The sequence below is a fragment of the Pasteurella atlantica genome (genome assembly GCF_963693435.1).
Lineage (GTDB): Bacteria > Pseudomonadota > Gammaproteobacteria > Enterobacterales > Pasteurellaceae > Phocoenobacter > Phocoenobacter atlanticus.
Genome location: NZ_OY856306.1, coordinates 1421075 through 1442480 on the forward strand (window position 1 = coordinate 1421075; position 21406 = coordinate 1442480).

General features: G+C 34.1%; 17 protein-coding genes and 3 CRISPR repeat arrays. Of the genes, 6 read left to right on the forward strand and 11 right to left on the reverse strand.

All coding sequences use genetic code 11. The annotated features are described in order from the left end of the window. Positions 1-267 precede the first annotated feature (267 nt). From aroA to U9966_RS06700, 5 genes are all read left to right on the forward strand, one after another. On the forward strand, positions 268-1560 hold the full coding sequence (gene aroA / locus U9966_RS06680; RefSeq protein WP_306347158.1) for a 3-phosphoshikimate 1-carboxyvinyltransferase: 1293 nt from the start codon (positions 268-270) through the stop codon (positions 1558-1560). Positions 1561-1721: 161 nt separating this feature from the next. Then, positions 1722-2987, forward strand: coding sequence for a hypothetical protein (locus tag U9966_RS06685; RefSeq protein ID WP_306347157.1), 1266 nt, complete (start codon positions 1722-1724; stop codon positions 2985-2987). A 305-nt stretch (positions 2988-3292) separates the two neighbouring features. Continuing rightward, entirely contained in the window at positions 3293-3781 is a 489-nt protein-coding gene (locus U9966_RS06690; protein ID WP_306347156.1) for a YcxB family protein, read from the forward strand. A 160-nt stretch (positions 3782-3941) separates the two neighbouring features. Then, positions 3942-4604, forward strand: coding sequence for a hypothetical protein (locus U9966_RS06695; protein WP_306347155.1), 663 nt, complete (start codon positions 3942-3944; stop codon positions 4602-4604). Position 4605: 1 nt separating this feature from the next. Further along, positions 4606-5376 carry a metal-dependent hydrolase gene (locus U9966_RS06700; RefSeq protein WP_306347154.1) on the forward strand — a complete coding sequence of 257 codons (771 nt, stop codon included), beginning with the start codon at positions 4606-4608 and terminating at the stop codon, positions 5374-5376. A 183-nt stretch (positions 5377-5559) separates the two neighbouring features. Continuing rightward, positions 5560-6369: direct repeats of the CRISPR family, unit length 28 nt; unit sequence TTTCTAAGCCATCTACACGATGGTTAAC. Between the two features lie 249 nt (positions 6370-6618). Here the strand turns inward: U9966_RS06700 and acnB are convergent. Together acnB and icd are read right to left on the reverse strand one after the other, a co-directional pair. Continuing rightward, a complete protein-coding gene (acnB, locus tag U9966_RS06705; protein ID WP_306347153.1) occupies positions 6619-9225 on the reverse strand; it encodes a bifunctional aconitate hydratase 2/2-methylisocitrate dehydratase in 2607 nt (868 codons plus the stop codon). 121 nt (positions 9226-9346) lie between these two features. Beyond that, positions 9347-10597, reverse strand: coding sequence for an NADP-dependent isocitrate dehydrogenase (icd, locus tag U9966_RS06710; RefSeq protein ID WP_306347152.1), 1251 nt, complete (start codon positions 10595-10597; stop codon positions 9347-9349). Positions 10598-10832: 235 nt separating this feature from the next. On the opposite strand from icd, the gene U9966_RS06715 reads away from it, so the two are divergent. Further along, the gene (locus U9966_RS06715) at positions 10833-12125 is read left to right on the forward strand and encodes a citrate synthase (RefSeq protein ID WP_211596956.1); all 1293 of its coding nucleotides are present in this window, start codon (positions 10833-10835) and stop codon (positions 12123-12125) included. A 33-nt stretch (positions 12126-12158) separates the two neighbouring features. Next, a CRISPR array of direct repeats spans positions 12159-12731; the repeat unit is 28 nt; unit sequence TTTCTAAGCCATCTACACGATGGTTCAC. 73 nt (positions 12732-12804) lie between these two features. Then, positions 12805-13492: a CRISPR direct-repeat array (repeat unit 28 nt; unit sequence TTTCTAAGCCATCTACACGATGGTTCAC). A 201-nt stretch (positions 13493-13693) separates the two neighbouring features. On the opposite strand, the gene leuD is transcribed toward U9966_RS06715, so the two are convergent. From leuD to leuA, 9 genes are all read right to left on the reverse strand, one after another. Continuing rightward, on the reverse strand, positions 13694-14299 hold the full coding sequence (gene leuD / locus U9966_RS06720) for a 3-isopropylmalate dehydratase small subunit (RefSeq protein ID WP_306347151.1): 606 nt from the start codon (positions 14297-14299) through the stop codon (positions 13694-13696). A gap of 39 nt (positions 14300-14338) precedes the next feature. Further along, positions 14339-15757 carry a 3-isopropylmalate dehydratase large subunit gene (leuC, locus tag U9966_RS06725; RefSeq protein ID WP_306347150.1) on the reverse strand — a complete coding sequence of 473 codons (1419 nt, stop codon included), beginning with the start codon at positions 15755-15757 and terminating at the stop codon, positions 14339-14341. A 77-nt stretch (positions 15758-15834) separates the two neighbouring features. Further along, on the reverse strand, positions 15835-16596 hold the full coding sequence (locus U9966_RS06730) for a hypothetical protein (protein ID WP_306347149.1): 762 nt from the start codon (positions 16594-16596) through the stop codon (positions 15835-15837). Positions 16597-16711: 115 nt separating this feature from the next. Continuing rightward, positions 16712-16969 carry a hypothetical protein gene (locus U9966_RS06735; protein WP_306347148.1) on the reverse strand — a complete coding sequence of 86 codons (258 nt, stop codon included), beginning with the start codon at positions 16967-16969 and terminating at the stop codon, positions 16712-16714. A 142-nt stretch (positions 16970-17111) separates the two neighbouring features. Further along, positions 17112-17825 carry a hypothetical protein gene (locus U9966_RS06740; RefSeq protein ID WP_306347147.1) on the reverse strand — a complete coding sequence of 238 codons (714 nt, stop codon included), beginning with the start codon at positions 17823-17825 and terminating at the stop codon, positions 17112-17114. A gap of 46 nt (positions 17826-17871) precedes the next feature. Next, positions 17872-18258 carry a hypothetical protein gene (locus tag U9966_RS06745; RefSeq protein ID WP_306347146.1) on the reverse strand — a complete coding sequence of 129 codons (387 nt, stop codon included), beginning with the start codon at positions 18256-18258 and terminating at the stop codon, positions 17872-17874. An 89-nt stretch (positions 18259-18347) separates the two neighbouring features. Continuing rightward, complete coding sequence (locus U9966_RS06750; RefSeq protein WP_306347145.1) at positions 18348-18512, reverse strand: hypothetical protein; 165 nt, start codon at positions 18510-18512, stop codon at positions 18348-18350. Next, the gene (leuB, locus tag U9966_RS06755; protein WP_306347144.1) at positions 18496-19572 is read right to left on the reverse strand and encodes a 3-isopropylmalate dehydrogenase; all 1077 of its coding nucleotides are present in this window, start codon (positions 19570-19572) and stop codon (positions 18496-18498) included. The genes U9966_RS06750 and leuB overlap by 17 nt, the downstream gene beginning before the upstream one ends. A gap of 2 nt (positions 19573-19574) precedes the next feature. Next, positions 19575-21137: a 2-isopropylmalate synthase gene (gene leuA, locus U9966_RS06760; RefSeq protein WP_306347143.1), complete on the reverse strand. Its 1563-nt coding sequence runs from the start codon at positions 21135-21137 to the stop codon at positions 19575-19577. Positions 21138-21406: the final 269 nt, after the last annotated feature.

A 21406-nucleotide genomic window follows, 5' to 3' on the forward strand; every position in this document is an offset into this window, starting at 1 on the left:
AATGATTGAATTTTTTTCAGTAAAAAATAAGAATGATTTATTTTTTTATTATAAATAATATTTATTCTTATTTGCAATACCTAACAAGTTTCTTAAAGCTAGAATTTTTGTGGTAATATTGATTTCATAAACATATCATTAGAAATGAAAAATCCTTTGATCAAATAACAGAACCTATTTTAAAATTGGATTAATGATAAATTAAATATAAATGGCATAGAGACGTAGCATGCTACGTCTCTACAATATCAAATAGTATAGAGAAAAATGAAAAAACTAACCCTTTCCCCAATCTCCAAAATAGACGGAGAAATTAATTTACTTGGCTCTAAGAGCCTATCTAACCGTGCGTTATTACTTTCCGCATTAGCCACTGGAACAACTAAAATCACCAATCTGTTAGACAGCGATGATACTCGATATATGCTGAATGCGTTAAAAGAGTTAGGGGTAAAATACCAACTTTCTGATGATAAAACAGTATGTGAAATTCACGGTGTGGGTGGAGCATTTGGTATACAAAATGGTTTGTCGCTATTTTTGGGAAATGCAGGAACGGCAATGCGTCCATTAGCGGCTGCACTATGTCTAAAAGGCAATAAAGATGCCGAAATCGTGCTAACAGGTGAACCTCGTATGAAAGAGCGTCCTATTCTTCATTTAGTGGATGCATTACGTCAAATTGGGGCTAAAATTGAATATTTAGAGAATGATGGCTATCCTCCTATTGCAATTCAAAATAGTGGTTTGCAAGGTGGAAAAGTTAAGATTGACGGTTCGATTTCCAGTCAGTTTTTAACCGCACTTTTAATGGTTTCACCTCTTGTTGAGGGAGATTTAGAAATTGAAATTATCGGTGATTTAGTTTCTAAACCTTATATTGATATTACCCTCGTAATGATGAAAGATTTTGGTGTAACGGTGCAAAATGATAATTACCAAAAATTCCATATAAAAGGCAATCAGCACTATATTTCACCAAACCAATATTTAGTTGAAGGCGATGCTTCCTCAGCCTCTTATTTTTTAGCAGCAGCTGCCATTAAAGGTAAAGTTAAAGTCACTGGAATTTGTAAAAATTCGATTCAAGGTGACCGCTTGTTTGTCGATGTATTAGAAGAAATGGGGGCAAAAGTCACGTGGGGAAGTGATTTTGTGGAAGTAGAAAGAGGGGAGTTAAAGGGCATTGATATGGATATGAACCATATTCCTGATGCTGCGATGACCATTGCAACCACCACTCTTTTTGCTAAAGGGGAAACCGTTATTCGTAATATTTATAATTGGCGAGTTAAGGAAACCGACCGCTTAACCGCAATGGCAACAGAATTACGTAAAGTAGGAGCAGAAGTAGAAGAGCGCGAAGACTTTATCCGTATTCAACCTTTAGCATTAGAGCAGTTTAAACAGGCTGAAATTGAAACTTATGATGATCATCGAATGGCAATGTGTTTTTCGTTGATTGCATTATCAAATACCCCTGTAACCATTTTAGATCCTGACTGTACGGCAAAAACTTTTCCGAGTTTTTTTGAGGAGTTTAAGAGGGTTTGTTGTTAGGTTTACTTAAAAAAGTCAATGTAGATATATTTAATAATGTATATTTTCTAGGTTAAAAGTTATATTGATTTTGATTTTTTAAAGGGTAAAATGAGCAAATATGTTATATTTATGACTTGGTTTGAGAACTAAAACTGTTAGAAATTGCTAAGGTAAAGTTTATGAATCAGATATTGTCGCCAGGAATGCTTGAAGGGCCAAGGTCTTTTTTTACGGATCTAGATCCTAGAGATAAATCAACATGTAGATTGGATGCGTTAAGAAGCTTGAAACTACAGCTGTTGACTAAAAAATGGATTGTAATAGGCGCGTCATCAATTTTTCATTCTGAGTGGAGTGATATAATCAGAAAAAATGAAGGGTTAGTCGATGCTCTTAATCAAGGAATTATAATCCCAGCGATAAGATATGATTATGGGGACATTACAGGTTTTTTTAATGCCAAAAGAGAGTATTCTAAAGTTGATAGAGGTTTTTTTATTGAAAACACCTCGAAAATTATGGTTTGGGATATAGATTTTAATTCTAGTTGGTTTACAGATAGAGTTTTTGATGCTTTGGTTCGATCTAATTCTGTTTTGAGAAAGAGTACTCATCTTAATGATGTTGTGGCATCGGAGATAAAGGACTATCTTTTAGATCTTTTACTACATGAAGAAATAAATCAGTATTTACGTCGTGAGCATCTAATTAAAGCAACTAAAAAATATGGAAAAATACTAGGTAGCTCATTGAATGAATATGGAAATTTGGTTTATAGGATGTCAGGAGCTAGAACTGTTGATTCAGAGGGGCACTTTCCTCAGTCTAGTATTACTGATATAAATATATCTGGTATTGATAATATTTTATCTGATGATTCTATTTTTTGGGATGTGTATGTAGAGGCTGTTTTTAGCAATATTAATTCAGCTGTAAAAATATCTAAAAGTAGGCTAGATTCGTTGAGTTTTACGGATGTTTTGACTATTAGGGAAAAATTGTTATCAATAGGCTTTTGTGATGGATATGATGCTCTTCTCAAGGGGGTCAAAGAGTCAGTGGATATTGACGATCCCGAAAAACTCATACTACATGCAGAAGAAATAGTGGAAATAGCCCTCAAATTAAAGAGTGAATTCACTTCTCAGTTAAAAGAAGACAAGAAATGGTTTGAGTCAAAAGATCTATCGGGTTCTATATGGCAAATGGCAAATGGGCTTTCTTTATTGGGAGGACCTACAACAGGTACTTTAATGGGAGTTGTTTCAACTCTAGGAGCATTACCAGAAATTACAGCTCCGTTTTCTAAGAAAATATCAAATCAAATATCCAACCGGATAGTTTGGATGGAACGTTTTATAAATTCAAAAATCGGTTGGAGTCATTCTCACCGAGGTGCATTTTTATCTGCATATAAAGAGTTAGTAATGCATGGATTACCATAGTTAATTTCAATAAGATATTTTTATCGAACTCATTTCACTACTCGTCAATAAGCTCTGAATTTTCTTATTAAAATGTAAAAAATGAATAGCAGATACAAAATAATTACACACTACAAATCATAAAAGAATTTCCCAAAGGAGCTTTTAATAGAATATTTTAAACTTTCAACCAAAATCGTACCGCTTGTTTTTTTATTCTTGTTACTTTAATACAGATTGAGTAAATCTAAACATTGAGTACTATATATCATTGATTTAAAAATAATTAATGATAATAGTAAGCAAATAAACAAAGGCTCATAAATATGAACATTCAAATAACTCAACATATAAACAAGGAATACTATTTAGAATATTACGCAGAATGGTTGAAATATAAAAGTAAATTAAGAAAATATGAACAGTTAATTGGCATAATGGCAATTATAATGAGCGTCCTTACCTATATTTTTTATAAGGAATATTATTATCTCAGTATTGGGTTGTTGATCTTTGGAATCATTAGAATTTATGACTATTATTCTTCAAAACAAAAATGGCTAAAAGAAAGGTTAGAAAGTAAAGCTCTTAATAATACAATTCAGATTATATTCAGTGATGAAGGTATTGAAACCTGTAGTGAATTTGGGAATGCTAAAATGAATTGGGATTTTATCTCAAATTTTGTTATGACTGAAAGAGGTTTAATTCTAATACCTGAAAATGGAATTAGTATTTATCTACAAAAAAACTGCTTCAGAAATACAGAAGATCTAAATTTGATCATTCAGAGAATAAATAATGATAATCTGTAATTTCTTTCTAAAAAATAGATGTTTGAAAATAAATTATTTTATATAGACTTTAAAAAAATTCAAAAAAGTTTAAAGTACACTTTAAACTTTATGATTGTTTGGATGTTGTATTAAAAGTTGTGATATCTTATAAGATATTTAAAATATGGGAGTAAATACAATGCACATAAAAATATTCACCCTAATATCTAAAATTCTCACCATTTTGGTTATCCCTCTGGTTTTATGGATTGTAATTACGCCTTTTGTAGCCTGTAAAAACAGTGCATTAAAGCAATTTTTAGGGATAAAAGATGTTATGTGTCATAAAGGTGAATATGTGAGAAGTTCAGCCCCTTTTGACGAGTATGGATTTTATCTTTTAATCCTATTAATTTTGATTTTAATCATACGCTTTTTTCTCCATTCTAAAACCAATAAAACTGAAAGTAGAGCAGTAAAAATTGGACTTGTAACCTTTATTATAGGGGCTATCTATATAATTGGTTTTATTCCAAATAACTTATCTTGTATTGATTTAGAAAAAAGCGACACTATTTTTACGGCTGTTTGTTTATATTTACCGATACAATTTATCGTTGTGTTATTACTGCAATGGATTTTTAAACCTAAATTTAGCTATTATGTTCTGACTCTCTTTTTAGGGGTATATTGGATTTTTATACACAAATATGAATTTACTTATCGAGTTGCTTGTTGGTCAACTTTCTCAGAAGAAGCAATTTGGGAAGTTGTGCTTTCTGATGCAAGTGTGCCATTGTTTGCGTGTTTAATTGCTTTTAGTATTCTTTATAAAGTGTTAAATACAGAAGGGAGAAAATAAAATGGATATTCTAACTCATACTTTATCTGGTATCGCCGTTGGTACAGTGGTATCAAGCTTTTCACCTAAAGGATTTAAGCACAAAACAGGAATTGTATTACTTTCAGGGTTGGCGGGAGCATTGCCTGATTCTGATGTAATCAGTTTATGGTCGCAATTTGATTCTACAATAGGTGCGTTTTTTAATCTTCCTGTTAGTGGCAAGGTGATTTATTCCGCAAAATATTGGTATTCACACCACGCTTTTATGCATAGTGCGATGGCGGCTTTATTGTTTGCTATGATAGTGGGGTTACTAAATACACTTTTTAGTTCGTTGAATAAAAGTAAATTCTTAATGGTCAGTTTTTTCTGTGCGTTTTTAATGCACTTATTTGAAGATATGCCAACCCCTGCTTCTACTTGGGGTGGGGTAAACTTCTTTTTCCCGTCAAATAATTATATTGGTGGCACAGGTGATATTTGGTGGTGGAATAATTACGATCTTTTTCTGATTGTGTTGAGTATTGTGCTCCTTAATCTGCTTTTTACTTTTATCCGAAACTTTATTCGTTTTGATCTTAGAAAAGTCACTACAAGTATTTTTATACTTGGTTTTGCTTGTGTGATTTTTCAGGTTAAAACTCGTGATGTTAGTTTTGCTTATTCAGGTTATTCCAAAAACTATGCTCAGTTTGAACAAAAATCGAAACAAATTCAAAAAGAGATATTAGGGGAGTGGTTGTATAACATAATGGAAAGGTTTGATAATCAGTTGAAAATTTATTTTTAGTTAGCTATTTCAAATTTATAAAAAAGTACGATTGCTGAGTTGTTCAGAAGTACGGTTGCTGAGCCTGTCGAAGCATAAGTGCTTTTTTTCAATATTTCGATGGTTCTCAAAAGAAACTTACAATTATAGCGGTAGATACACGATGGTTAACAGGAAAACGCGATCGTGAATTAATAGTTCTTGTTTCTAAGCCATCTACACGATGGTTAACAAAAAAAATACTTGTTCTTGTTACACACAACAATTTCTAAGCCATCTACACGATGGTTAACTAGATCTTTCAGGTTCTTCTATTTCTTCTGGTTTTCTAAGCCATCTACACGATGGTTAACGCTCAGGGCGTGTAAATTGTTCTGTTACATCTTTTCTAAGCCATCTACACGATGGTTAACGTGGCTGATGTATTGGGCGTAACAAGAATGATTTTCTAAGCCATCTACACGATGGTTAACTCTTCAAATTGTGCGGCTGTTTGTGTCATAGATTTCTAAGCCATCTACACGATGGTTAACTATGTCTCTGATCGTAGTGAAGACGCCAGTCATTTCTAAGCCATCTACACGATGGTTAACAGTCTATAAACGTGACCATTTCTTACCGAAATTTTCTAAGCCATCTACACGATGGTTAACATAGAGTTATGTACCTTTTTTACGCCCCAATTTTTCTAAGCCATCTACACGATGGTTAACGACTAGCAATTACAGACAGCCCAGCATCCAGATTTCTAAGCCATCTACACGATGGTTAACAATCCACAATTTCGGGGAACTGTTTTTGTAAATTTCTAAGCCATCTACACGATGGTTAACTAGATTTAGAAATTAATGCTCTTGAATTAAGCTTTCTAAGCCATCTACACGATGGTTAACTTTTTATAATATACTTATCTATTTATGGAATATTTCTAAGCCATCTACACGATGGTTAACAACAGAGATGAAGCTTCAGCTATTTCTTTTTATTTTCTAAGCCATCTACACGATGGTTAACTAGAGATTTTATTCGCAAAATCCTGATTTTTCAATATCTAAGGTGAAAAAATAACAAAAATACCCTTTTTTTGAGTGTGTTTATAACTTATTGATAATAAAGTGATTTTAAAATAGCTAAAAATAAAGGGTATTTTTATGTTCTATAAAAATATTTTAATGATCAAGCGGTATGATTTTGTTTAGAATTTGCAACTATTTGAAATAGAAAGCCATATTTTATGAAAAATATGGCTTTTATTGAGAGAGATTATACTTCAGATTGGAAAATAACCGTATCTGATTTATCGGTATAACTGCTTATTTTATCAAAGTTTAAATAACGATAAGTATCTTCTTTATCATTATCTAAATTTGCTACATAAGATTGATATTCTTCAGGAGTTGGTAATTTACCTAAAATAGCGGCTACAGAAGCGAGTTCTGCAGAAGAGAGGTAAACATTAGCACCTTGTCCTAGTCTGTTAGGGAAGTTACGCGTTGAGGTTGAAACGACTGTGGATTTTGCTTCTACACGAGCTTGGTTACCCATACAGAGCGAACAACCCGGCATTTCAATTCTTGCACCACTCTTACCATAAATATTGTAATAGCCTTCTTCTGTCAGTAGAGCTGCGTCCATTTTTGTTGGAGGAGCAATCCATAAACGAGTTGGGATCACATCTTCAAATTGATTAAGAAGTTTACCTGCTGCACGGAAATGTCCAATATTGGTCATACAAGAACCGATAAAGACTTCATCAATGCCCGTATTTTGCACTTCAGAAAGTAGGCGAGCATCATCAGGATCGTTAGGTACACAGAGAATAGGTTCCTTGATTTCATTTAAGTCGATATCAATCACCGCAGCATATTCTGCATCTTCATCCGCTTCCATTAATTCTGGATTAGCGAGCCATTTTTCCATTTCTTTAATACGACGTTCAAGGGTACGCGCATCACCATAGCCTTCTGAAATCATCCATTTGAGTAACACAATATTTGAATTTAGGTATTCAATGATTGGTTCTTTATCCAGTTTAATGGTACAAGCGGCTGCAGAGCGTTCTGCTGAGGCATCTGAAAGTTCAAAAGCTTGTTCTACTTTTAAGTGTTCTAAACCTTCAATTTCCAGAATACGCCCTGAGAAAATATTTTTCTTACCTGCTTTTTCAACGGTTAATAATCCTTGTTGAATTGCATAATAAGGAATAGCGTGAACAAGGTCACGCAATGTAATGCCTTGTTGCATTTCTCCACTAAAACGTACTAATACAGATTCTGGCATATCTAACGGCATTACTCCTGTTGCTGCAGCAAAAGCGACTAAACCAGAGCCAGCAGGAAATGAGATACCAATAGGGAAGCGAGTATGTGAATCACCGCCTGTTCCGACAGTATCAGGGAGTAACATACGGTTTAACCACGAGTGAATAACACCATCACCGGGGCGAAGTGAAACACCGCCTCGATTCATAATAAAATCAGGAAGGGTATGATGTGTGTTTACATCAATGGGTTTTGGATAGGCAGCGGTATGACAAAAAGATTGCATAACCAAATCTGCAGAAAAGCCTAAGCAAGCAAGATCTTTTAATTCATCACGGGTCATTGGTCCTGTAGTATCTTGAGAGCCAACAGAAGTCATCATTGGTTCACAATATTGATTAGGGCGAATACCTTTTACACCACAGGCTTTTCCTACCATTTTTTGTGCAAGGGTAAAACCTTTTTTACTGCTTGCCACATCTTGTGGTTTTAAAAATATATCGCTTTCAGGTAATCCTAATTCCATACGTGCTTTATGAGTTAAGCCACGTCCAATAATTAATGGAATACGTCCACCAGCACGTACTTCGTCTAATAAAATTTGAGTTTTTAAGGTAAATTCAGCTAAGACTTCATCACTATTATGTTTACAAATTTTGCCTTCATAAGGATAAATATCAATGATATCACCCATCGCTAATTTGCTCACATCCACTTCAATAGGTAATGCACCTGCATCTTCAAGGGTATTGAAAAAAATAGGTGCAATCTTACCGCCTAATACTACACCGCCAGCACGTTTATTTGGAATATAAGGAATATCTTCTCCCATATGCCATAATACGGAATTGGTTGCTGATTTACGAGAAGATCCTGTTCCAACGACATCACCAACATAAGTCAGCGGAAAGCCTTTTTGTTTTAATTCTTCGATTAAGGTTAATGGACCTATTTCACCCTCTTTATCTGCGACAATTCCATCACGGCTATTTTTCAGCATTGCTTTAGCGTGCAGTGGAATATCAGGGCGAGACCACGCATCTTGAGCAGGGGAGAGATCATCGGTATTGGTTTCACCTGTTACTTTAAATACCGTTACGGTAATTTTTTCGGCTAATTTAGGACGAGATAAAAACCACTCTGCATTTGCCCAAGACTCTAAAATTTGTTGTGCAAAGGCATTGCCTTTTTTCGCTCGCTCTGATACATCGTGAAAGGCGTCAAACATTAAAAGAGTAGAGGAGAGCGCCTTTGTTGCCACAGGGGCTAATGTATCATTATCTAACGCCATTAATAATGGCTCAATATTGTATCCCCCCTGCATTGTACCTAATAATTCAACCGCATATTGTGTAGAAATAAGGGGTGAGGAGACTTCATTATTAACGATAGCAGAAAGAAAAGAGGCTTTAACATAAGCGGCTTCATCAACCCCTGCTGGAATGCGATTTTCCAAGAGTGAAAGCAAATACTCTTCTTTGCCTTGTGGCGGTTGTTTAAGTAATTCAACTAATTGAGCGGTTTGTTCCGCATTTAAGGGTTGAGGAATGATACCTTCTGCGGCTCGTTCATCAACGTGTTGTTGATAGGTGTCTAAAAAATTTGTCATAAAAAACTCCCTTGTTTTAGGGTTAAAAATAGATAATCAATTAAAATCAAGCAGTAAGATTATTTTTGCAAAAATTCCCACATTTCTTACCGCTTATAAAAAGGCCGCTTGTAAAAAGCTCTTACATATTAGTAATAATATCTTGAGCAAATTCAGAGGTTGAACGTAATGTTGCCTCTTCTAGCATTTCTGCAAAATCAAAAGTAACGGTTTTATTTACAATGGTTTGTGATACCGCTTTTACGACTAAATCCGCGGCTTCTGTCCAACCCAAATGACGTAACATCATTTCACCACTTAAAATAAGTGACCCAGGATTACCTTTGTTTTGTCCTGCAATGGCAGGGGCTGTACCGTGTGTTGCTTCAAAAATCGCCGATTCAAAACCAATGTTGGCTCCTGGTGAAATCCCAATCCCCCCTACTTGTGCAGCAAGTGCATCGGAAATATAGTCACCGTTTAAGTTTAAGGTAGCAATCACATCATATTGCGTTGGGTGAAGTAAAATTTCTTGTAAAAATGCATCTGCAATACAATCTTTAATAATAATTTTTTTACCTGTTTTAGGGTTGATCAAGTATTGCCATTCGCCTGTTTCGTCAATTTTTACACCACCAAACTCTTTCGCAACTTCATATCCCCACTCTTTAAATGCCCCTTCAGTAAATTTCATAATATTCCCTTTGTGAACAAGGGTTAAAGAATCACGATCATTATCAATTACATATTGTAATGCGGCTTTAACAAGACGTTGTGTACCTTGTTTAGAAACGGGTTTAATACCAATGCCACAGTCTTGAGTAAAACGAATTTTGGTGACCCCCATTTCATCTTGTAAGAATTTAATGACTTTATCCGCTTCATTTGAACCCGCTACCCATTCAACACCTGCGTAAATATCTTCTGAGTTTTCACGGAAGATAACCATATCTACTTTTTCAGGGTGTTTTACAGGGCTTGGTGTACCGTCATAATAACGAATAGGGCGTAAGCAGTTGTATAAATCTAATCCTTGACGCATTGCAACATTTAGAGAACGAATACCACCACCCACAGGGGTCATCAAAGGACCTTTAATGGCAACGTGATAGTCACGAATAAGATCTAATGTTTCTTCTGGTAACCAAGTATTTTCACCATAAACTTCATTTGCTTTTCCACCTGCATAAATTTCCATCCAAGAAATCTTACGCTCTCCACCATAAGCCTTTTGAACTGCCGCATCAATAACAGTTTGCATTGCAGGGGTTACATCAACGCCAATACCATCTCCTTCGATAAAAGGAATAATCGGATTATTAGGGACTTGTAATTTGCCTTGCGGAGTTAATTGAATTTTTTCACCTTGTGGAATAATTACTTTTGTTTGCATATTTTAGTGTCCTCATTAATAAAATTTAGTTTAATTAATAAACATTTCAACTTGAATTTAACATTTTTAACATTTTATTTCTTTACTTTTTCTTATTTTATTCTCTTTTTTTGTCATTTTTTTGAAGAATGTCTAGTTTTTAATAAAAAACCCTTTTTTATTTGTACAAATAATGATAGGTTAAAAATATTGCAACAATTTAATAACAATATGTAAACATATTACAGGGGGAGTGATGACAACAAAAAAAGCAGTATTATCGTTACCAGAAGGTAAAAGTTTTGAATTAGACATTCATAAGGGAACATTAGGTTATGAAGCAGTTGATGTACAATCATTAGTTAAAAATAAACTATTTACTTTTGACCCAGGCTTTATGTCTACCGCATCGTGTAAATCTGCAATTACTTATATTGATGGTGATAATGGCGTACTTTTACACCGAGGTTACCCAATTGATCAATTAGCAATGAATGGGGATTATTTAGAAGTTTCTTATTTATTATTATTTGGTGAACGACCAACTAAAGAGCAATATATTACGTTTCGTGATCAATTAAAAAATCACCATATTATTCACGAACAAATTTCACGCTTTTTTAATGGATTTCGTCGAGATGCTCATCCAATGGCGATTATGTGTGGTATCGTTGGTGGATTAGCCGCATTCTATCACGAATTAATGGATGTTTCTGATGAGGAGCATAGAGTGTTAACAGCAGTTCGATTATTGGCTAAAATGCCAACACTATCTGCAATGTGCTATAAATACTCTATTGGTCAGCCTTTTATGTATCCTAAAAATAGCCTTTCTTATGCTGGTAATTTTTTACATATGATGTTTGCCACACCTTGTGAAGAATATAAAGTTAACCCTGTCTTTGAAAAAGCATTAGATCGTATTTTTATTCTTCACGCCGATCACGAACAAAATGCCTCAACTTCGACTGTTCGAACAGCGGCATCTTCTGGTGCAAATCCATTTGCTTGTATTGCGGCAGGTATTGCATCATTATGGGGGCCTGCTCACGGCGGTGCCAATGAAGCTTGTATTAATATGTTGGAAGAAATTGGTACTGTAGATCGTATTCCTGAATATATTGCCAAAGCAAAAGATCGTAATGACCCATTCCGTTTGATGGGGTTCGGGCATCGTGTGTATAAGAGTTATGATCCTCGAGCTAAAGTAATGCGTCAAACTTGTCACGAAGTGTTAAGTGAGCTTAATATTTCTACACCAATTTTAGATGTTGCGATGGAATTAGAGCGTATTGCCCTAGAAGATCCGTATTTTGTTGATCACAAGCTTTATCCAAATGTTGATTTTTATTCAGGCATTATCCTAAAAGCGATTGGTATTCCAACCTCAATGTTTACGGTAATGTTTGCATTAGCAAGAACGGTTGGTTGGATAGCACATTGGAAAGAAATGTATAAACAAGAAGATGGATTTAAAATTGTACGTCCTCGCCAAATTTATACAGGTGAAGTACAACGAGATTTTCCACCAATTGATAAAACAGAATAATAAAAAAGGTCGTCATAATGGCGACCTTTTTTATTTCTAAGTCATCTATACGATGGTTAACTTCTGCGGTGCTAAAATAAACGCCCCGCCGTTTTTCTAAGCCATCTACACGATGGTTCACACGCTTTATGCTTCTTGCTTTTATGTTCTTCATTTCTAAGCCATCTACACGATGGTTCACTATCAATTTAAACCCATACATTAGAAATTATCGTTTCTAAGCCATCTACACGATGGTTCACACGAAGTTAATAAGCGTGCAGTAGAAGAGGGCATTTCTAAGCCATCTACACGATGGTTCACTGATTGGTTCTGTTGCTATTTGCTGGGCGACATTTCTAAGCCATCTACACGATGGTTCACATTTTTTCACCTTCTCTTACCCCCTTTTTTAATCTTTCTAAGCCATCTACACGATGGTTCACAACAGAAAGCAAATCGACAGGTGTTGGTAGTATTTCTAAGCCATCTACACGATGGTTCACCAATGCCGAAGTATGTGGCAGTGCCGAAGTATTTTCTAAGCCATCTACACGATGGTTCACAAATACAATACGCAATGGAACAAGGCTTAGCTTTTCTAAGCCATCTACACGATGGTTCACATGCCAAAGTATGTTTTCTAAGCCATCTACACGATGGTTCACAAAACGCCCTGCTTTATCAAACGAGCCTTTCGTTTCTAAGCCATCTACACGATGGTTCACAGATAAAGCCGTGTTGTTTTCATCGCAATACTTTCTAAGCCATCTACACGATGGTTCACTTGAATAATCAAACCATTCATCATAGTCAAATTTTCTAAGCCATCTACACGATGGTTCACGCTAAAACTGGTCTAGGTAATTTTTCACCTTCTTTTCTAAGCCATCTACACGATGGTTCACACAGAGAAAGAACAATGATATTTGAAACAGAATTTCTAAGCCATCTACACGATGGTTCACATGGATCCCAATGTTTCTGCGACTTGAATTAATTTCTAAGCCATCTACACGATGGTTCACGCAGGTAATTACAATTGGGGTAATATGCAAATTTTCTAAGCCATCTACACGATGGTTCACGCATTGCAATATTTAACCATGCTGTAATTAGTTTTCTAAGCCATCTACACGATGGTTCACATATTTGCGTGCGTACGTTAGAGTGTCCGAAATTTCTAAGCCATCTACACGATGGTTCACTTAAATTTATACTATTTTTTTGTGCATATTCATTTCTAAGCCATCTACACGATGGTTCACAAAATAAACCGCTTTTTTCTTTGAAAAAATCATTTCTAAGCCATCTACACGATGGTTCACAGGAAAAATTGTTCACAATTTTTACGGAAAACTTTCTAAGCCATCTACACGATGGTTCACTAGAGATTTTATTCATAAAATCCTTATTTTGCAATATCTGAAGTGAAAAAATAGCAAAAATACCCTTTTTTTAGCTATTTTTGTAACTTGTTGATAATAAAGTGATTTTAAAATAGCTAAAAATAAAGGGTATTTTGATAAATCAGAAATACAAGCGGTATGATGTTATCAAAAATTTGCAAATATTACTTTAAGTTGCTATTACCTTAAAAAACTAGGGATATTTTTTTCATATTCTTCAATTTTATCGTTATGCTGTAACGTTAGACCAATGCTATCTAACCCTTTGAGTAAACAGTTACGGTGGAAAGAGTCAATTTCAAAATGATAGAGCAGTGTTCCTGCTGTCACGGTTTGATTTTCTAGATCAACGGTAATTTGAGCATTTTCATTTTTAATCACATAATTAAATAAACCATCGACTTCTTGATGGGTTAATTTAACAGGGAGTAGTTGATTGTTTAGGCTGTTTCCATAAAAAATATCGGCAAAGCTTGGGGCGATAATCGCTCGGATACCGTAATCATCTAATGCCCAAGGAGCGTGTTCTCTTGATGATCCACAGCCAAAATTTTCCCTTGCAAGTAATATGGATGCACCTTTATAGCAAGGGAAGTTGAGTACAAAATCAGGGTTAGGGATTAATCCCTCGTCATCTAAAAAACGCCATTCGTGGAATAAGTTTTTACCAAATCCTGAACGGGTAACCCTTTGCAAAAATTGTTTTGGAATAATCGCATCAGTATCCACATTTGAAATATCAAGTGGTACCGCTAAACCTGTATGCTGTGTAAATTTTCTTGTCATTATTCTTTTCCTTTTTCCTATTAACTTATCGCTTGTTTATTATAATAATTCGATTTGGCGAATATCGACAAATTTACCATAAACTGCCGCCGCAGCTGCCATTGCAGGGCTAACAAGATGGGTGCGACCACCTCGTCCTTGTCGTCCCTCAAAGTTTCGATTACTGGTTGAGGCACAGCGTTCGCCTGCTTCTAAGCGATCATTGTTCATTGCTAAACACATTGAACAACCTGGTTCTCGCCATTCAAACCCAGCTTCTAAAAAGATTTTATCTAATCCCTCTTGTTGAGCTTGGGCTTTGACTAATCCTGATCCTGGAACGACCAACGCTGTCACGTTATTTGCTACTTTTCGTCCTTTTGCGACTGCAGCAGCTGCTCGTAAATCTTCAATTCGAGCATTGGTGCAAGAGCCGATAAAGACTTTATCAATATTGATTTCTGTCATTTTTTTGCTATGAGGTAAATTCATATAGGACAATGCTTTTTTTACAGATTGTTGTTCAATAATATCATTAACATCAGCAGGATTTGGAATGGTTTCTTCAATTCCAATTACTTGCCCTGGATTGGTTCCCCAAGTTACTTGTGGCTGAATATCACTGGCTTGCAATGTAACCACTTTATCAAAGGTTGCTTCTTTATCACTGTGTAATGTTTTCCAATACTCAACCGCTTCGTCCCATTCTTTGCCTTTTGGTGAAGAAGGGCGACCTTTTAAGTAATTAAAGGTTGTTTCATCAGGCGCAATTAAGCCTGATTTTGCCCCTAACTCAATGGCCATATTACACACCGTCATTCGTCCTTCCATTGAAAGGCTTTCAATAGCTTCACCACAAAACTCGACTACATAACCAGTGCCTCCAGCCATCGTTAATTTTCCAATAATGGCGAGTACAATATCTTTAGCCGTAATACCTTTGTTTACCTGTCCGACAACCTCAATTTTCATTGTTTTAGCACGGGCTTGTTTAATGGTTTGTGTCGCTAAAACGTGTTCAACTTCTGAAGTACCAATACCAAAGGCCAATGCACCAAATGCACCGTGTGTTGCGGTATGAGAATCGCCACAAACAATCGTCATTCCGGGAAGGGTAAGCCCTTGTTCTGGTCCCATAACGTGTACAATGCCTTGATTAAGGTGATTAATATCATAGAGCGTCACCCCAAATTCTTGGCTATTTTTTTCAAGCTCAATCATTTGCAGATAACCCATTTCGCCACTGCCCATTAAATCACGGCTATCCGTTGGCACATTATGATCCATCGTCGCCACCGTTTTAGAGGGCTGACGAACCTCACGCCCCATTGAGCGTAAGCCATCAAACGCCTGTGGGCTGGTGACTTCGTGAACCAAATGGCGATTAATATAAATTAAAGGCGTTTCCCCCTCTACTTCACGCACAACGTGTGCGTCAAAAAGTTTTTCATAAAGTGTTTTATATTGTGTGTTTGTCATATTTTTCCTTTGTTATCTTTTAATTGTATTTTGTAAATTTTTGATTAAATGTAACCGCTATTTATAGTTGATAAAAATTAGCCATCATAATTCATATCTACAATATTTTTATCATCTATTTCTATATCTAAAATATGGTCTTCAAAAAAAGTATCTCCAACAGAAATAAATGCTGATATATTACCTGTTTCACTTAAACTAATTCTTAGTCCATAAATATCTAAAGTATCAAACCAATTATTATCTGCTTGTTCTGTATCTTCAGCCATTTTTAAGTTATAAAAATCAATTAGTTCATTTTTGCAGTTACCAAGCCAAATAATATAATCAATAATTTTCTCTATTGAATTTTCAAGGGTGTTATTTTCATAAACCCAAAGTTCAAAGTTTTTAGCCTTTAAAATCTTATTAAAAATTATAATATTTTTTACTATTAGATATTTATTAGCATCTGCACAAAATCGAAATGTAAATTTTGAATCAAACTTAAAATCATCAAGTGATAAATTTACTTGCTCAATTTTTCTTCTGTATTTACGAATATCTTTAATTTTAAAATTATTTCCATGTGATTTTGCTTTACTTTGTAATTTATACAAATATGCAATATCTTTTTTGTCTTTTAAATCTACTAGTGGTTTATATATTTCATAAGCAGATTGATGATATTCTAAAAGGGAATATATATAAGACAAAATCTTATGTTCTTGTTCGTTTCTTTCTCTTTTTTCAAGTTCATAAAGTAAATCATACAATTTTTCTATACTTTCATTAGATCGTTTACTTTTTCTAAACTCAGCTGAAATTGCAATATACTGCTCTTGATAGTTTGTATTCATTATCCTTCCTTTTACAAATTTTTATAAAAATCATACCGCTTGTTACTGCTAAAGGTAGTTTTATTGCTCGTAGGAACAGGGCATGCCCTGTTCTTATTCTAAATATTTAACTATACTATTCTTTATATTCACTTTTCATAATTTCTAGAGAAGATGTTAATTGTATTTTTTTATCATCTGTTAAAAAGTCTAACTCAAAAAATAATTTTTTAGCATTGAAAAGAGACATACCTTGATTAATTCGCACAAACTCAATACACCCTAAAAATGAAACATTTTTCTGATCAAATAGTATTGCTACATATTTATTTAACTCTTTCTTATCAAGTTTACCTAATTCAATAGCCTTCTTTTTAATTTCTTCTAGTTTCATTTTATTGTATTCTTATTAAGTATCTATTTAGTTTTTACATACAAAAAATTTTAATTTATTTGTAAAATTATACAAAAATCTAACCGCTATTTTATCGATATGATGGTAATTATTGTTCACATGGACAAGGCATGCTTTGTCCCTACGTCTTCAAGTTATCAGCAATATTTTCCCATTCTTCAATTTGCCTTTTCCATTTTTCTTTACTATTTGATTGTTCACTAAAATATTTAAATTCATTGATAATTTTTATGAAATCATCTAAATCTGTAAGTAAATAGGGTAATTCGTGGGTCAAGTAATCAATATTTCTTAACATTCTTTTTAAAATTAAATCTAATACTTCTTGATCAGGTTTAAGCTCAAATGACTTTTTTAAGAAATAATCTGTTTCAAAATATCTACATTTTGTTTCTTCATACTGATTTGTTTCTCTTGAAAACATCACTGCATCTTGTAATGTACTATCAATATTAATTGCTTCTAAAAAATAGTTAGTTGTTTTGTGGTCTGAATAAAAAAACTGTTCCATCTGTGCAATCCATCTTATATATAATGGATCATTTTCTTTATATTTTTTTATAAATACAGGAATAAGCACCTTTTGAAAAAGAGGGTGCTGTATTCTAACTTCAGCCCTTGCAACCTCAATGCTATTAGTAGATAAAAAAGTATTATTTTTTAATACAATAGAGCAGATTTGATGAACAAAATTTTCAATCACTTCTTCATCATTTTGTAAAAGAGTAGTAATAAAACTATTTAGTAACGCACTTGCTTTTTTTCTGTTTCCTGTAAGTCTAGCATTATTATAATCTAGCCATTTTTGATTTAAGTTTTTATTATTTAATTTCATTTATATGCCTATTTGCAAATTTTTATAAAAATCTAATTGCTTATTTTTACTTACCTGTATATTGTTTCAAAACGTTTAAATATTTTTTTTCATCATTATGGTAGGTTAAAAGTGCTTTATATTTAATAAATTTTTGTCTGCTTATATATTTTAAAACATAAGGAATATAATTTTCCTTATCTAATAAATGCTCGGTAAAGGCTAGGCAAACAGCTGTACTAAAATCATCACCATTAGGATTATTTTCATAGGTTTCATAATAATGCACCTCTTGAAAAATTCTTTTTATTAAATCTTCATTCTTTGTACTGACAGCAGTATCAAATAAACAATGTAACTCAATCCATAACATCATAGGGTTATCAATTTCCCCATTATCATATTCAAATATTTCAGGTATATTTTTCTTTGTATGTACTATCCATTCTTTCATATTTTTTCCTTTAATTTTAACAAGATTTGTTAATAATGGTTTTTCATATTCCATAGTTCACATATATCTAGCAGATATGTTGTAATATTTTATACAAACCAATAATCATACATTTCTTGTAAAAATGCTTTTGTAATAGGATAGCCTGATTTTTCTCCTATCACACTATCAATATCACAGTAAGGGCATCTTGCTGTTTTAGTTTCATCATCAATCCATTCTTTAATAATTGCTGGTTTAAATATTTTCAGCAATCAGATCCCCCATTTCACTGGTCGAGATAGCAGTCGTATTATCCGTTAAATCTGCAGTACGATAGCCTTGTTGTAAAACATCTTGCACCGCATTTTCAATCGCAGTTGCAGCATCATTAAGATTGAAACTATAACGTAACATCATTGCTGATGATAAAATTTGTGCAATAGGGTTGGCAATATTTTTTCCTGCAATATCAGGAGCGGATCCACCTGCAGGTTCATATAATCCAAAACCTTTTTCATTTAAACTTGCTGATGGCAACATTCCCATTGAGCCTGTAATCATTGCACACTCATCGGAAATAATATCCCCAAAGATATTAGAGCAGAGCAGTACATCAAAAAAGTCAGGCTGTTTGATTAATTGCATTGTGGCATTATCAATATAAATATGATCGAGGGTAACTTCAGGGTATTCTTTCGATATTTCAGTGACAATGTCACGCCATAATACAGAACTTGTCAAAACATTGGCTTTATCAACAGATGTTAAGTGCTTTTTTCTTTTCATTGCTGTTTCAAATCCAATACGGGCGATACGTTCAATTTCATAGCGGTAATAAATTTCAGTATCAAAGGCTTTTTCTTGTTGCCCTGTGCCTTCTCGTCCTTTTGGTTGTCCGAAATAAATTCCGCCTGTTAATTCTCGTACAGTAACGATATCAAAACCTCGTTGTGCAATATCTGCACGTAAAGGGCAGAAGTTTTCTAATCCTTTATATAAAGTTGCTGGACGTAAATTACAGAATAATTCAAAATATTTACGCAAGGGGAGTAATGCCCCTCTTTCTGGTTGTTGTTCAGGAGGTAAGTTTTCCCATTTTGGACCACCGACAGAACCAAATAAAATGGCATCACTGTTTTTACACCCTATTAATGTTTCATCAGGTAACGGGGTATTGTGCTTATCAATGGCAATTCCGCCTACATCAAAATATTGATAATTTAGTTTAAAGTTGAATTTATTTTGAACAGTATCTAATACTTTAATCGCTTCTTGCATCACTTCAGGACCGATACCATCACCGCTTAATATTGCAACATTATAATTTGTCATTTTTATTTCTCCTGTAATTTAGTGGATTCAAGTTTTAAATCGGCGACTTGTTGAGAGCGGTAAATGGCATTAATGGCGTGAATTAATGCTCTTGCTGATGCTTCCACAATATCCGTAGCTAAACCGACACCGTGAAATTTGCGGTTATTATATTCTGCAATAATATCCACTTGCCCTAAGGCTTCCGCTCCTTCGCCTTTAGCGGTTAGGTTATAACTTTTAACAGTGAGATCTAACCTTGTAATTTTTAAAATAGTATTAAATACTGCATCAACAGGACCATTACCACCATTAGATACATCACTGTATTTTTTACCATCTAATTCAACTTGGACAAAAGCGGAAGCGGGGAGTTGGCTCATTGTTTGAGAGGTGATGACATCTAAATTTAAGCGATTTTCTTCCCCTTGTTGCATATCAATAAAGGCAAGTGCTTCTAAATCATAATCAAAAACTTGTCCTTTTTTATCGGCTAATTTTAAGAATGCGGTATAAAGTTTATCTAAATCATATTCGTTTTCTTTATAGCCCATTATATCCATATGATTTTTAACCGCCGATCTGCCTGAACGAGCCGTTAAATTTAATTTTTCTTTTTTCAATCCAATGGTTTGTGGTGACATAATTTCATAAGTATTTTTATGTTTAACCATTCCATCTTGATGGATCCCAGAGGAGTGTGCAAAGGCATTTTCACCCACAATCGCTTTATTAGGTTGAATTGGCATATTACAAAGCTGACTGACTAACTGGCTAACTCGATGAATTTCTTGTGTTTTTATTCGAGTATCTGCTTTAAATAATTCTTGTCTTGTTTTAATTGCCATTACCACTTCTTCCAAAGCGGTATTACCGGCACGTTCCCCAATTCCATTAATAGTACATTCAATTTGCCTTGCGCCATTTTGCACTGCCGTTAAAGAATTGGCCGTTCCCATACCTAAATCATTATGACAATGCACTGAAATAATGGCTTTATCGATATTAGGTACACGATTCATTACATTTTTGATAATATCACCATATTCCATTGGCAAACAATAACCAACGGTATCCGGAATATTAATAGTGGTCGCTCCAGCATTAATGGCAGTTTCTACAATACGACAAATATTATCAATCCCTGTTCTACCGGCATCTTCACAAGAAAATTCCACATCATCGGTATATTTTCTGGCTCGTTTAACCGCATTTACTGCCATTTCAAGGACATCATCAAAAGAGCGACGTAATTTTGCTTCAACGTGTAGGGCGGAGGTGGCGATAAAAGTGTGAATACGAAACACTTCAGCAACACTTAATGCTTCCGCTGCCACATCAATATCTTTATTTATTGCTCTTGATAATGCACAAACTCGGCTATTTTTTATATGTTTAGCGATAGTTTGTACTGATTCAAAATCCCCTTGTGATGAAACAGGAAATCCCACTTCCATTACATCCACACCTAAACGTTCTAAAGCTAACGCGATTTGTAATTTTTCTTTTACTGTTAAACTGGCTTTTAACGCCTGCTCCCCATCTCGCAATGTAGTGTCAAAAATAATGATGTTGTTTGTTTGCATATTATTATCCTTATTATTTATAAAGTACAAAGCCATAAAAAAGCCATAAAAAAACCCGCATTCTAGTGCGGGTTTATTGAACTTTTGATTTGATAATTATTTTAGTGTTTTTTATCTACAGTCCAACCGCACATATAAAATGTGATAATAAGTAATAGACTGAGTAAAAACATAAAATGAAACATAAAATAAAAAATCCTTTGAATTAAAAACAACCTTAATATTGCGTATTTGTAACCAGCTGTCAACTATTTTTTTTACAAAATGAT

What these genes read in the sequence shown, in the direction of transcription:
- leuA (WP_306347143.1), bottom strand. Translation starts at nt 21,137, where the DNA reads ATGCAAACAAACAACATCATTATTTTTGACACTACATTGCGAGATGGG.
- U9966_RS06730 (WP_306347149.1), bottom strand. Translation starts at nt 16,596, where the DNA reads ATGAATACAAACTATCAAGAGCAGTATATTGCAATTTCAGCTGAGTTT.
- U9966_RS06740 (WP_306347147.1), bottom strand. Translation starts at nt 17,825, where the DNA reads ATGAAATTAAATAATAAAAACTTAAATCAAAAATGGCTAGATTATAAT.
- U9966_RS06745 (WP_306347146.1), bottom strand. Translation starts at nt 18,258, where the DNA reads ATGAAAGAATGGATAGTACATACAAAGAAAAATATACCTGAAATATTT.
- aroA (WP_306347158.1), top strand. Translation starts at nt 268, where the DNA reads ATGAAAAAACTAACCCTTTCCCCAATCTCCAAAATAGACGGAGAAATT.
- U9966_RS06700 (WP_306347154.1), top strand. Translation starts at nt 4,606, where the DNA reads ATGGATATTCTAACTCATACTTTATCTGGTATCGCCGTTGGTACAGTG.
- acnB (WP_306347153.1), bottom strand. Translation starts at nt 9,225, where the DNA reads ATGACAAATTTTTTAGACACCTATCAACAACACGTTGATGAACGAGCC.
- U9966_RS06715 (WP_211596956.1), top strand. Translation starts at nt 10,833, where the DNA reads ATGACAACAAAAAAAGCAGTATTATCGTTACCAGAAGGTAAAAGTTTT.
- leuD (WP_306347151.1), bottom strand. Translation starts at nt 14,299, where the DNA reads ATGACAAGAAAATTTACACAGCATACAGGTTTAGCGGTACCACTTGAT.
- U9966_RS06690 (WP_306347156.1), top strand. Translation starts at nt 3,293, where the DNA reads ATGAACATTCAAATAACTCAACATATAAACAAGGAATACTATTTAGAA.
- U9966_RS06695 (WP_306347155.1), top strand. Translation starts at nt 3,942, where the DNA reads ATGCACATAAAAATATTCACCCTAATATCTAAAATTCTCACCATTTTG.
- leuC (WP_306347150.1), bottom strand. Translation starts at nt 15,757, where the DNA reads ATGACAAACACACAATATAAAACACTTTATGAAAAACTTTTTGACGCA.
- U9966_RS06735 (WP_306347148.1), bottom strand. Translation starts at nt 16,969, where the DNA reads ATGAAACTAGAAGAAATTAAAAAGAAGGCTATTGAATTAGGTAAACTT.
- U9966_RS06685 (WP_306347157.1), top strand. Translation starts at nt 1,722, where the DNA reads ATGAATCAGATATTGTCGCCAGGAATGCTTGAAGGGCCAAGGTCTTTT.
- leuB (WP_306347144.1), bottom strand. Translation starts at nt 19,572, where the DNA reads ATGACAAATTATAATGTTGCAATATTAAGCGGTGATGGTATCGGTCCT.
- icd (WP_306347152.1), bottom strand. Translation starts at nt 10,597, where the DNA reads ATGCAAACAAAAGTAATTATTCCACAAGGTGAAAAAATTCAATTAACT.